Genomic DNA, 12,163 nt, shown 5'->3' with positions numbered 1-12,163 from the left:
GCATCAGTGTTGCAGTGAAATGCGCAATTAATCACGCCGCTACAATCATGTGCAGTGTGCTGTAACAACGTTACCGCTCTTCAAACTCCTGATAATTATAAATCCCTGCTGCCAACACCAGCTGTGAAGCCACTTCACGCGCGGTCTCTTTATCCACCAGCAAATCAATCAGCTTCAACGCAAAATCCATTGCGGTGCCCGGTCCCTGGCTGGTCAGCAGATTAACGCGCGGATCCCACACCACGCGGCGCTCCATCCATTTGCTGTCGGGGATGGTGTCACGCAGGCCGGGAAAACCGGTCATATTGCCGACGGGAAACAGATCGTGCGCGACCAAAACCGTGCCCGGCGCGGCACAAATCGCCGCCACAATCTTGCTGGAGAGATGGAACTGGCGCACGGTTTCCACCAGCAGCGGGCTGTCGCGGAAGGTCTGCGCGCCTTTTAAACCGCCGGGCAGCACAATCGCATCGTAGTCGTTATCTGCCACCTCAACCAAAGGCGCATCCGCCAGCAGCCGCACGCCGCGCGAACAAACGATCTCACGCGTGCCATCGCTCTCCACGCTGGCGGTGGTGACGCTTAATCCGCCGCGTACCAGCAAATCGATAGTGGTGACCGCTTCGGTCTCTTCACTTCCATGTGCCAGGCAAACCAGAACCGATGCGTTCGCGCTCATAGTGGAACTCCTTACGTTTAATCAGATCGTACAAACGGGTGTTTTCCGGCAGTGAAATGCCCTGTGCGCGGGCGCGACGCAACAGGTAGCCGGTGATGTAATCAATTTCGGTCAGACGCTGCGCGCGCACATCCTGCAACATTGATGAGGTATTGGCGGCGGTGCTATCGATCACGTCGTAAATGATGTCGCGCAGATTATCCACCGCCATGTGCTGGCCTTCGCGCTCCATCACCCAGGCGATCTCTTCGCACAGCAGCGCGACTTGTTCCGGCCAGGCGCGCAGCGCCCCGTTTTGGCAATCGTGCTCAACGGTCATCGGATTGATCACGCAGTTGATTGCCAGCTTGCGCCAGCTGGCGGCGGCGATATTGTCATGCCAGGCCACATCCGGCAGCGCCTGATGCAGAATATCAGCGATATCGCTCTGTGCGGCGCTCTCACGATTAGCAGGGCCGATATGGGTGATGCCGTGCGCAATATGCTTAATCACCGTGCCGTCGCGCATTGCCGCGTGCGTGGTGATGCCGCGCAACAGCGGCTGACGCAAATCTTTCAGCTCTTCCAACGTTCCCATGCCGTTATGCAGCAGCAGAATTGGCGCGTGCGTCGGCAGCACGCTTTGCAGATTTTTCACCGCAGGTGAAACCTGGGGCGCTTTGAGCGTCACCAGTAACAGCTGGCTTTCGGCGAGGAACAGCGGATCATTGGCAATAAAGGTGTGATTGCTCACCTCGCCTTGCGGATCGACTACGTTGGCTGAGCAATAGGGCTGCGGTACACGTAACCAGCCCTGCACCTCATGTCCCTGACGGGCGAGAGCGGCGAGCCAAATTTGACCTAAGGCGCCACACCCCAACACGGTAATTTTCATTTTGCCTCCCGTGGGCGGGTTCCTGTTTTCACGTTACGGGTAAGTATAGCTTTCCGCGTATCGTGTTTTATTAGCGCCACAAGACGCGTATTATGCATGTCACTTTAGTATCAGGAGAAGAAAAGATGCCATCTTTCGATATCGTTTCCGAAGTCGAATTGTCGGAAGTGCGAAATGCCGTGGAGAATGCGAACCGCGAGATCTCAACTCGTTTCGATTTCCGTAACGTGAGTGCAACCATTGAGCTCAACGAAAAGAACGAGACCATCAAACTCAGCAGCGAATCTGATTTCCAGGTCAAGCAGCTGGTGGATATTCTGCGCGAAAAGCTGCTGAAGCGTGGCATTGAAGGCGCAGCGATTGAAGTGCCAGAAGAGATCGTGCACAGCGGTAAAAGCTGGTCGGTGGAAGCCAAGCTGAAGAAAGGTATCGAAAGCGATATCGCGAAAAAGCTGGTGAAGCTGATTAAAGACAGCAAGCTGAAAGTGCAGACGCAGATTCAGGGTGAAGAACTGCGCGTAACCGGTAAGTCACGCGACGACCTGCAAGGTGCGATGGCGCTGGTGCGCGGTGGCAACCTCGGTCAGCCTTTCCAGTTCAAAAACTTCCGCGACTAATCGCGTTTGTCGCGCGCCGCACGACGATAAAGCGTGCTGCGCGCGACGCCTAAGGCTTCCGCCGTTTTACTGATATTACCATTGAAGCGCTGCAGCGTTTCGCTGATCAACCGCCTATCATGACTCTGCCGATCGGACTGTGGCTGCACCGCCGCACGCCGATACTCTGCCGGTAAATGCACCTCTGTCACTTCTTCACCTTCATCCGCCAGCGCCAATAGCACGCGTAACAAGCTGCGCAATTGCCGCACGTTACCCGGCCACGGCAGCTGCGCCAGAGCCGTCAACAGCGCAGGTGAGAGCTGAATATCGCGATCCGCGCCGCCCAGCTCCAGCCATAATCGACGGATAAAACCTTCCACATCCGGCCAGGCGCGCAGCGGCGGAATGGTCATCGAGAATTCCTGCAGGCGATAGAGCAAATCTTCGCGGAATTCGCCTTCGGCCACGCGCTGTGCCAAATCGCGGTGCGTGGCGCTGATCACCGCGAAATTCACCGGCCAGCTGCGGCTGGATCCGAGCGGCGCCACCTCTTTCTCCTGCAACACGCGTAGCAAGCGGGTTTGTAGTGCCAGCGGCATATCGCCAATTTCATCAAGGAACAGCACGCCGCCATCCGCTTCACGGATTTTGCCGATGTAACCATTCTTGCTCGCGCCGGTGAACGCGCCGGGTTGATAGCCAAACAGCTCAGATTCAATCAGCGCTTCGGGGATGGCCGCGCAGTTAATGGCAACGAATTTGCCTTCGCGCCAGCGGCTTTGCTGATGCAGTGCGCGGCTGACATACTCTTTGCCGCTGCCGGTTTCGCCGTGAATGCACAGTGAAACGCCGGCATTGAGCAGTCGCACCATCTTCTCGCCATCGCGCCCCAGCGAGAAAGGCAGCTCGCTGGCGGGTTCGCTCGGCGTGGCAAAATGGCTGCGCTGCGGTGCTCGCAGGCGAAAATAGTAGCGCTGCGTAGCGTAATCGAGCGGAGCGGGAATGCTGTTGGCGTGCTGCTGCTGTTGCGGAAACAGTTGTTGAAAGGTCACGCTGCCGAGTTGCCCGACGCTCAGCGCCAGTTCGCGCATCGCCAGCCTGTTGGCGGCGGTCAGGACGTTATCCGAGAACACCAGCAGCAGTTCATCGCTGGTATCGATGCCCTGCGGCTGCAGATGCAGGCTCATCAACCATTGCTGCGGATGCAGGCTCTGCTTCACCCACAGATATTCGATCTGTTTCGCCGCCGCTTTCACCCAGCTAAAGGTCTGCGGATGCGGGAAGTGCGCCGGGCCGGAAATATCCAGCACGCCAGCAATCTGACCGTTGGGCATTTGCAGCGGCATCGCCGCACAGTACAAACCTTGATTGAGCGTCAGGAAGTGCTGATGACCTTGAATCTCGCAGCCATCATCAATCGCCAGCGCGGTGCCAATCGCATTGGTGCCGCGCCCGCATTCACTCCACAAATTGCCTGGCGCCAGCGCATAACGTTGAGCTTTTTCCATCGAAGGCATATCGCCAAAGGTATTGAGTACCAAACCGGTGGCATCCGACAGAATCACCACCGATTGCTTCTCGGCCAGTTTCTGCGCCAGCTGTTTGATCACCGGCTGCGCGAACTGCTGCAGCCCGGCATTGCTGGCAAGCACATCGGCCAGTTCACCCTGGCGAACACGCGGAAAATCATCGGCGGTGCGATCGAGGCCATACAGCTGGCTACGGAACCAGGAGTCGCTTAACAGCGGATTGGCGTTAACGGCAGACGCGGATGGATTTCCCTGCATTGATGACCTCATGCCCAAGCGAAAGTGTTGCGACATTGTAGCGGGTCGGTTTCTGTACTGTTGCGATACGCAACACAGATGGTGAACTTTTCTGCACAACATAGCCAGGTCATGTTGTGCGTCGGCTCTTAACTTAATGATCATATTGGTTTTTTAACAAAACATCCTCTGATGAAAAAAGCTGGCACGCCCGCTGCAATAGCTCCTCTGACAGCACGTTCTCTGTAAGGCGACTGAGCCTTCAGATTATCTGACCCTACATAAAGGAGTTTGCGATGCGTTATGCACATCCCGGTACGCCCGGCGCTTTGGTTTCATTCCAGGCGATTTACGGCAACTACATTGCGGGCAAATTCGTCGAGCCGCTCAGCGGCCAATACTTCACTAACACCTCGCCAGTGAATGGCAGCGATATCGCGCAGTTCCCGCGTTCGGATGCGCGCGATATCGATTTAGCGCTGGATGCGGCGCATCAGGCGGCTGATGCCTGGGGAAAAACCAGCGTGCAGCATCGCGCCAACATCCTGTTGCAGGTGGCGGATCGCATTGAGGCCAATCTCGAAAAACTGGCGGTAGCGGAGAGCTGGGATAACGGCAAACCGATTCGCGAAACCCTGAACGCCGATCTGCCGCTGGCGGTGGATCACTTCCGTTACTTCGCCGGTTGCCTGCGCGCGCAAGAGGGCAGCACCGCGGAGATCGATGAAACCACCGTGGCATATCACTTCCATGAACCGCTCGGTGTGGTTGGGCAAATCATTCCGTGGAACTTCCCGCTGTTAATGGCGGCGTGGAAACTGGCGCCAGCGCTGGCGGCGGGCAACTGTGTGGTGCTGAAACCGGCGGAACAGACGCCGCTGGGCATTACGCTGCTGATGGAGATGATTGGCGATCTGTTCCCGGCTGGCGTGTTGAATGTGGTGCAGGGCTTTGGTCGTGAAGCGGGTGAAGCGCTGGCGACCAGCAAACGCATCGCCAAAATCGCCTTTACCGGTTCAACGCCGGTGGGGCGCCACATTATGGCCTGCGCTGCTGAAAACATCATTCCCTGCACCGTCGAGCTGGGCGGCAAGTCGCCGAATATCTACTTCGCTGATGTGATGGATGGTGAGGACGAGTTTATTGAGAAGGCGGTGGAAGGGTTAGTACTCGGTTTCTTCAATCAGGGGGAAGTCTGTACCTGTCCATCGCGCGCCTTGATTCATGAATCGATCTATCAACCCTTTATGGATCGCGTGATGGCCAAGGTGGCGAACATCCGTCGCGGCGATCCGCTCGATAGCGACACCATGATTGGTGCACAGGCTTCACGCCAGCAATTCGATAAAATCCTGTCGTATATCAACATCGCACGCGACGAAGGCGGGCAAATTCTCACCGGTGGCGATCGCGCCAGCATGGCCACCGAGCTGAATGATGGATTCTACATTCAGCCGACCTTAATCAAAGGAACCAACCAGATGCGCTGTTTCCAGGAGGAGATTTTTGGGCCGGTGATTGGTGTTACCACCTTTAAGGATGAGGCAGAAGCGCTCGCCATCGCCAACGAAACCCAGTTCGGTCTTGGTGCGGGCGTGTGGACGCGCGATACCAATCTGGCTTATCGCATGGGACGCGGCATCAAAGCCGGGCGCGTCTGGACCAACTGTTATCACATCTATCCCGCTCACGCGGCATTCGGCGGTTACAAGCAGTCGGGTGTAGGCCGTGAGACGCACAAAATGGCGCTCAGCGCCTATCAACAAACCAAAAATCTGCTGGTTAGCTATGGCACCGCGCCTTTGGGCCTGTTCTAAGTCCGCATCCGTTCAAATGGAGAGTGAAAGATGAATATGCAAATCAAAACCACCATGAAAGCCGCTGTTGTGAAGGCTTTTGGTGAACCGTTAGTGATTGAGCAGGTGCCGGTGCCGCAGGTCGGGCCGGGGCAGATTTTAGTGAAAATTGCGGCTACCGGCGTGTGCCATACCGATCTTCACGCGGCCGAAGGCGACTGGCCGATTAAACCCAATCCGCCGTTTATTCCGGGCCACGAAGGTGTGGGCCAGGTTGTGGCGCTCGGCGAGGGCGTTAAGCACCTGAAAATGGGCGATCGCGTCGGTGTGCCATGGCTCTATTCGGCGTGCGGTCACTGCGAACACTGTCTCGATAGCTGGGAAACGCTGTGTCTGTCGCAGCAAAATGCCGGTTACTCAGTGAATGGCAGCTTCGCGGAATACTGCCTCGCCGATGCCAACTATGTCGGCATCATTCCAGATAACGTCGATTACAACGAAATCGCGCCGATCCTCTGTGCCGGCGTCACCGTGTATAAAGGGCTGAAAATGACCGACACCAAACCCGGCGATTGGGTGGTGATTTCCGGTATTGGCGGTTTAGGGCATATGGCGGTGCAGTACGCGGTTGCCATGGGTCTGAACGTGGCGGCGGTGGATATTGATGATGAGAAACTGGCGTTCGCTAAACGTCTCGGTGCCAGCGTGGTGGCGAATGCGAAAAATGTCGATCCGGCCAAGGTGTTCCAGGAGAGTTTTGGCGGTGCGCATGGCGTGCTGGTCACGGCGGTTTCACCAAAAGCGTTCGAACAGGCGATTGGTACGCTGCGTCGTGGCGGCACCATGGTGCTGAACGGTTTGCCGCCGGGCAAATTCGATCTGTCGATTTTCGATATGGTGTTGGACGGCATTACGGTGCGCGGTTCCATCGTCGGGACGCGCAAAGATCTGCAGGAAGCGCTGGATTTCGCCGGTCGTCACAAGGTGAAAGCCACCGTAGCGGTGGAACCGCTGACTAACATCAACGATATCTTTGCGCGGATGCACGCTGGCAAGATTGAAGGGCGCATCGTGGTGGATATGTCGCTGTAACAAAAAGCCCGACGCGATAGTCGGGATGGTCATTTAGCAGCTGGCGAGCAGCGCTTCGAGTTCGACGCGGCTCGTCACTTTACTGTCGATTTTGATGTAAGCACTTTTCTCTTCTGGCACGATAAACACCGACGCCACGCCGGGCTGCGCTTTCAAACGCTTCTCCAGATTCGGCACCGCCAGCACCGCATCGCTGAGCATAATGCGCAGGCTGCTGACGTAAGGCGGTTCCTGCATCGACATCGCCACAAACAGCCAGGCAGCCGCGACAATCGCACCGACCAGGAACACGGTTTGAGCATCAACATGACCATAGATCCATCCGCCCATGCTGCCGCCAATCGCCACACCAATGAACTGGCTGGTGGAGTAGATGCCCATCGCGGTGCCTTTGTAGCCCGGCGGCGACTCTTTGCTGATCAGTGATGGCAGAATCGCTTCCATCAGGTTGAAAGCGAGGAAGAACAGCTGCACGCCAATAACCAGCGTCCAGAAGTGGCCTGCCGCGCCCCACAATACGATTTCTGCAATGATGATGATCGCCACGCAGCCGACAAACACGCGCTTCATGCGGCGCTTCACTTCGGCATAGATAATGAAAGGCACCACGGCAACAAAGGCCACCAACATCGTCACCAGATAGACTTTCCAGTGCTCGGCCGCCGGTAAACCGGCTTGTTCAAACTGTCCCGGCAGCGCCACGAAGCTCGACATCAGCAGAATGTGCAGGCAGAGAATGCCGATATTCAGTTTTAACAGTTTTGGATTGGTCAACACCGCGCGGATACTGCCTTTCACCATGCCGGATTCGCGGTTCAATACGTGGTTTGGTGCTTTCGGCACCACTAATAAGGTGATGACGATGCCCAGCGTCGCGAGGATGGCGATCATCCAGAACAGCGCGTGCAAGCCGAGTGCGTGGGTGACAATCGGGCCAACTACCATCGCAATAGCAAAAGTGACGCCAAAGCTGATGCCGATAAACGCCATCGCCTTGGTGCGGTTTTGTTCACGGGTTAAATCTGACAGCAACGCCATTACCGCAGCGGCAATCGCGCCGGAGCCTTGTAACGCGCGGCCTAAAATCACGCCCCAAATGGTGTCGGAGGTGGCGGCGATCACGCTGCCGAAAACGAACAGCAGCAGCCCGCCAACGATCAGCGGCTTTCGGCCGACGCGATCGGAGAGCAGACCAAAAGGAATCTGGAAGATGGCTTGTGCCAAACCATAGATACCGATTGCGAGACCAATCAGTGTTTCACTGGCGCCCTGTAACGCCATGCCGTACGTGGTGAGTACCGGCAAGACCATAAACATTCCCAACATGCGCAGGGAAAAAACGGTACCTAAACCCCATGTAGCACGAAGCTCTACTGGCGTCATTTTATTGTCGTTCATGTTTACCTCAAAATTATACTGCGCCCATTTTAGGCAGCAGGGCAGGGCGGGTAAAACATTTGTTCTTAAGCAGTGGTAACAAAAAGAAAGGGCGCGAAATTCGCGCCCTTTCTGGTTTTGCGGAGCTGAATTACCAGACGTAAGTCAGTAAATCTTTCGACGCCGGCGTCATGAAATCAACGGACATCATCACGCTCAGAGCGGTGATAGCGACAATCGAGAACACAAACAGTTTACGCGCCCAAACTTTATCGTTTGAGGTTTTGTAACCTGAAAGCGCCATCCCGAGCCACCACACGCTAACGGCCGCAGCCACCACCAGATATTTGTAGCCCGCGTAACCGCCAAGGGTCAGCATCAGCGTGGCAATCATGAACGCCAGGATATACAGCGTAATATGATTTTTTGCCACCGAGATGCCTTTCACCACTGGCAGAACCGGGATGTTGGCAGCCTGGTAATCTTTAAAGCGGAAGATGGCAATCGCATAGGAGTGCGGCATCTGCCACAGGCTAAAGATAGCCAGTAAAATCAACGCGCCAGCATCAAACTGGTTGGTCACTGCGCAGTAGCCAATCACCGGCGGCGCAGCGCCAGAGAGACTACCAATCAGCGTGCCGTAGACAGAGTTACGCTTCATATAGAGGCTATAAACGCCTACGTAAACCACGAAGCCCATCACCGCCAGCCACATGGCCAGCGGGTTAGCGCCGAAATACAGCAACGCAAAGCCAGCAATACCCAATGCGGTTGCATAAACCAGGCTTACTTTCGCCGAGATCAGGCCTTTGACCAGAACACGGTTCCGCGTTCTCTCCATTTTGATGTCGATATCGCGGTCAATCACGTTGTTGAAAACACAACCTGATGCGACAACCAGCGATACGCCAACCAGCGAGGCGAGAAACAGGGTGTAATCAATGCTGCCTTTCGAAGCCAGCAGGAATCCACCGATCACAGAAATTAAATTGCCGAAAATAATTCCTGGTTTTGTTACTTGCAGGTATTGCTTAATCATTACGCGACTCTTTAGTGGGCCATCATGTTGTAGTTGAGGTTCCACATAATCCACAGTGAGCCTACGACAACAATCAAGATGATGAGTGCTGAGAAGACAATGGCCACCATGTTCCAGCCACCTTCTGATTTGCTGTCTAAGTGCAGGAAGTAGACCAGGTGAACCAGCACCTGAACTACCGCACACACCAGAACCACACCCAGAATAGTGCCGTGTGAAGCGCCGCCATCCATGACCATCCAGAACGGAATACCGGTCAGGATGATGGAGAGGACGAAGCCGATCATGTAAGACTTCACGCTACCGTGAGAAGCGCCATGTTCGTTAACAGAATGACTCATTACATGGCTCCCATCAGGTAGACAACGGTGAATACGCAGATCCAAACCACATCCAGGAAGTGCCAGAACAAGCTCAGGCACATGATACGGGTGCGGTTGGTTGCAGTCAGACCACGTTTAGAAATCTGGAACATCATCACTGCCATCCAGATCAGGCCAGAAGTCACGTGCAGACCGTGCGTGCCGACCAGCGTAAAGAACGCTGACAGGAAGCCGCTGCGATCGGGACCGAAGCCTTCTTTGATCAGGTGATGGAATTCATAGATTTCCATGCCGATAAAGCCAGCACCGAACAGGAAGGTCAAGGCTAACCAGCTGATGACTGAGCCCTTGTTCTGGTTGTTCATCGCAATCACTGCCATACCATAGGTAATGGAGCTGAGCAGCAGCAGCGCGGTTTCGACCAGAACGAACGGCAGTTCGAAGATGTCTTTACCTGCCGGGCCACCGGCAGTGTTATTGACCATAACTGCATAGGTCGCAAACAGGGTTGCGAAGATAATGCAGTCACTCATCAGGTAGATCCAGAAGCCAAAGACTTTATTGGCTCCTGCATCGTGATGCCCATGCTCCGCATGGGCGTCGTGGTGGTGTTTTGCAGTTTCAGTTGACATTATTTCAGACCTGCTTTGCTGATTTCGTCAAAGTGCTTCTTCTCGATCTGCTCGACTTCAGCAACCGGTACGTAGTAATCCACGTCTTCATCGAAGCTCTTCACAATCCAGGTGACGATAGTGCCCACGAAGGTGAGGCCAGCCAGCCACCAGATATGCCAGATCATGGCGAAACCGAATACAGTCATCAGAGCCGCGATAACAACAGCTGCGCCACTGTTTTTCGGCATATGAATTTCTTCATATTTTTCTGGCTGCTTGTACGCTTCGCCTTTCTCTTTCATTTCCCAGAACGCATCGCGCTCATGGATATGCGGGATAACAGCAAAGTTGTAGAACGGCGGCGGTGAAGAGGTTGCCCACTCCAGCGTACGTCCACCCCACGGGTCACCGGTCAGATCACGGTTCTGGTCGCGGTCACGCACAGAAACGTAGAACTGGGTAACCTGGCACAGGATACCGCAAGCGATCAGCGCCGCACCGCCTGCTGCAACCACCAGCAGTGAGTGGAACTGAGGATCGATGTCCTGGCTGATACGACGCGTCATGCCCATGAAGCCCAGCGCATACAGCGGCATGAATGCCACGAAGAAGCCGATGATCCAGAACCAGAACGCGCGGATACCCCATTTTTCATTCAGCGTGAAGCCGAACGCTTTCGGGAACCAGTAGGTCACGCCAGCCATACAACCGAACACCACACCACCGATAATCACGTTATGGAAGTGCGCGATCAGGAACAGGCTGTTGTGCAGAATGAAGTCCGCACCTGGAACCGCCAGCAGAACACCTGTCATACCACCAATAGAGAAGGTAACCAGGAAGCCGATGGTCCACAGCATCGCTGAGTGGAACTCAACGCGACCCTGATACATGGTGAACAGCCAGTTGAAGATTTTCACGCCGGTCGGGATAGCGATGATCATCGTCATGATACCGAAGAAGGCGTTTACGTTCGCGCCCGCACCCATGGTGAAGAAGTGGTGCAGCCAAACAATGAACGACAGAACGGTAATCGCGATGGTCGCCCACACCAGAGAGGTGTAACCGAACAGACGCTTTTTAGAGAAGGTCGCCGTGACTTCAGCGAAGACACCAAACACCGGCAGAACCAGGATGTACACTTCCGGGTGACCCCAGACCCAAATCAGGTTGACGTACATCATCATGTTACCGCCCATTTCATTGGTGAAGAAATGGAAGCCAAGGTAACGGTCAAGCGTCAACAGTGCCAGCGTAACGGTCAGTACCGGGAACGCAGCGATGATCAGGACGTTAGTACACAGTGATGCCCAGGTGAATACCGGCATTTTGAACAGGTCCATGCCCGGCGCACGCATCTTCAGAATGGTCACGAAGAAGTTGATACCGGTCAGTGTCGTACCGATACCGGACAGCTGGAGACTCCAGATCCAGTAATCGACCCCGACGCCAGGACTGTACTCCGCACCCGAAAGCGGCGGATAAGCCAACCAGCCGGTCTGTGCGAACTCGCCCACACCCAGAGAGATGTTCACCAGGATCACACCGATCGCGGTAAACCAGAAGCTCAGGTTGTTCAGGAACGGGAAGGCAACGTCACGAGCACCGATTTGCAGCGGTACCGCGATGTTCATCAGACCTACCACGAACGGCATCGCCACGAAGAAGATCATGATCACGCCGTGAGCGGTGAAGATCTGGTCGTAGTGGTGCGGCGGTAGTATGCCGGCTTCCCCAGCGGAAGCCATCACTTGTTGGGTACGCATCATTACCGCATCGGCAAAGCCGCGCAGCAACATGACGAAAGCCATGATGATGTACATGATACCCAGTTTTTTGTGGTCAATGGAGGTGAACCATTCTGACCACAGGTACTGCCACTTACCAAAGTAGGTAATCGCAGCAACCAGCGCCAGACCACCTAAGATGATAGCGGCGACCGTAACCACGATAATGGGTTCGTGGTATGGCACTGCATCCAGTGTTAATTTTCCGAACATCGTA

General features: G+C 55.2%; 11 protein-coding genes. 3 read left to right on the top strand and 8 right to left on the bottom strand.

Annotated features, from left to right (window positions below; translation table 11 throughout):
* Positions 1-70: 70 nt before the first annotated feature.
* Positions 71-679 (bottom strand): protein deglycase YajL, encoded by a 609-nt coding sequence (gene yajL, locus Q3H59_RS15455; protein WP_137385266.1) that lies wholly within the window; start codon positions 677-679, stop codon positions 71-73.
* Positions 633-1,553, bottom strand: coding sequence for a 2-dehydropantoate 2-reductase (gene panE / locus Q3H59_RS15450; RefSeq protein WP_309835704.1), 921 nt, complete (start codon positions 1,551-1,553; stop codon positions 633-635). Before panE ends, yajL begins: the two co-directional genes overlap by 47 nt.
* 125 nt (positions 1,554-1,678) lie before the next feature.
* Here panE and Q3H59_RS15445 point away from each other — a divergent pair, with 125 nt between their 5' ends.
* Positions 1,679-2,170 (top strand): YajQ family cyclic di-GMP-binding protein, encoded by a 492-nt coding sequence (locus Q3H59_RS15445; protein WP_101762432.1) that lies wholly within the window; start codon positions 1,679-1,681, stop codon positions 2,168-2,170.
* Here Q3H59_RS15445 and Q3H59_RS15440 read toward each other — a convergent pair.
* A complete protein-coding gene (locus Q3H59_RS15440) occupies positions 2,167-3,939 on the bottom strand; it encodes a sigma-54-dependent Fis family transcriptional regulator (protein WP_192414022.1) in 1,773 nt (590 codons plus the stop codon). The two genes, Q3H59_RS15445 and Q3H59_RS15440, sit on opposite strands and share 4 nt — an antisense overlap.
* 275 nt (positions 3,940-4,214) lie before the next feature.
* Here Q3H59_RS15440 and Q3H59_RS15435 point away from each other — a divergent pair, with 275 nt between their 5' ends.
* Together Q3H59_RS15435 and adhP are read left to right on the top strand one after the other, a co-directional pair.
* A complete protein-coding gene (locus Q3H59_RS15435; protein WP_192414023.1) occupies positions 4,215-5,735 on the top strand; it encodes an aldehyde dehydrogenase family protein in 1,521 nt (506 codons plus the stop codon).
* A gap of 30 nt (positions 5,736-5,765) precedes the next feature.
* A complete protein-coding gene (gene adhP / locus Q3H59_RS15430; protein ID WP_137385269.1) occupies positions 5,766-6,806 on the top strand; it encodes an alcohol dehydrogenase AdhP in 1,041 nt (346 codons plus the stop codon).
* A 33-nt stretch (positions 6,807-6,839) separates the two neighbouring features.
* Here the strand turns inward: adhP and Q3H59_RS15425 are convergent, their stop codons facing one another.
* The 5 genes from Q3H59_RS15425 to cyoB form a co-directional block, all read right to left on the bottom strand.
* A complete protein-coding gene (locus Q3H59_RS15425) occupies positions 6,840-8,204 on the bottom strand; it encodes an MFS transporter (protein WP_309835701.1) in 1,365 nt (454 codons plus the stop codon).
* 130 nt (positions 8,205-8,334) lie between these two features.
* Positions 8,335-9,222, bottom strand: a complete 888-nt coding sequence (gene cyoE / locus Q3H59_RS15420; protein WP_008103945.1) for a heme o synthase — start codon at positions 9,220-9,222, stop codon at positions 8,335-8,337.
* Positions 9,223-9,233: 11 nt separating this feature from the next.
* Complete coding sequence (locus tag Q3H59_RS15415; RefSeq protein WP_007886986.1) at positions 9,234-9,563, bottom strand: cytochrome o ubiquinol oxidase subunit IV; 330 nt, start codon at positions 9,561-9,563, stop codon at positions 9,234-9,236.
* Positions 9,563-10,177 (bottom strand): cytochrome o ubiquinol oxidase subunit III, encoded by a 615-nt coding sequence (locus tag Q3H59_RS15410; protein ID WP_007886985.1) that lies wholly within the window; start codon positions 10,175-10,177, stop codon positions 9,563-9,565. Before Q3H59_RS15410 ends, Q3H59_RS15415 begins: the two co-directional genes overlap by 1 nt.
* Positions 10,177-12,159: a cytochrome o ubiquinol oxidase subunit I gene (cyoB, locus tag Q3H59_RS15405; RefSeq protein WP_192236708.1), complete on the bottom strand. Its 1,983-nt coding sequence runs from the start codon at positions 12,157-12,159 to the stop codon at positions 10,177-10,179. Before cyoB ends, Q3H59_RS15410 begins: the two co-directional genes overlap by 1 nt.
* Positions 12,160-12,163: the final 4 nt, after the last annotated feature.

This window comes from Pantoea sp. SORGH_AS_0659 (assembly GCF_031453915.1).
Taxonomy (GTDB): domain Bacteria; phylum Pseudomonadota; class Gammaproteobacteria; order Enterobacterales; family Enterobacteriaceae; genus Pantoea; species Pantoea leporis.
This window is presented reverse-complemented; position numbering and strand designations above follow the sequence as displayed.

Coding starts and splice junctions, on each gene's coding strand:
- yajL (WP_137385266.1), bottom strand. CDS start 679: ATGAGCGCGAACGCATCGGTTCTGGTTTGCCTGGCACATGGAAGTGAA.
- panE (WP_309835704.1), bottom strand. CDS start 1,553: ATGAAAATTACCGTGTTGGGGTGTGGCGCCTTAGGTCAAATTTGGCTC.
- Q3H59_RS15445 (WP_101762432.1), top strand. CDS start 1,679: ATGCCATCTTTCGATATCGTTTCCGAAGTCGAATTGTCGGAAGTGCGA.
- Q3H59_RS15440 (WP_192414022.1), bottom strand. CDS start 3,939: ATGCAGGGAAATCCATCCGCGTCTGCCGTTAACGCCAATCCGCTGTTA.
- Q3H59_RS15435 (WP_192414023.1), top strand. CDS start 4,215: ATGCGTTATGCACATCCCGGTACGCCCGGCGCTTTGGTTTCATTCCAG.
- adhP (WP_137385269.1), top strand. CDS start 5,766: ATGAATATGCAAATCAAAACCACCATGAAAGCCGCTGTTGTGAAGGCT.
- Q3H59_RS15425 (WP_309835701.1), bottom strand. CDS start 8,204: ATGAACGACAATAAAATGACGCCAGTAGAGCTTCGTGCTACATGGGGT.
- cyoE (WP_008103945.1), bottom strand. CDS start 9,222: ATGATTAAGCAATACCTGCAAGTAACAAAACCAGGAATTATTTTCGGC.
- Q3H59_RS15415 (WP_007886986.1), bottom strand. CDS start 9,563: ATGAGTCATTCTGTTAACGAACATGGCGCTTCTCACGGTAGCGTGAAG.
- Q3H59_RS15410 (WP_007886985.1), bottom strand. CDS start 10,177: ATGTCAACTGAAACTGCAAAACACCACCACGACGCCCATGCGGAGCAT.
- cyoB (WP_192236708.1), bottom strand. CDS start 12,159: ATGTTCGGAAAATTAACACTGGATGCAGTGCCATACCACGAACCCATT.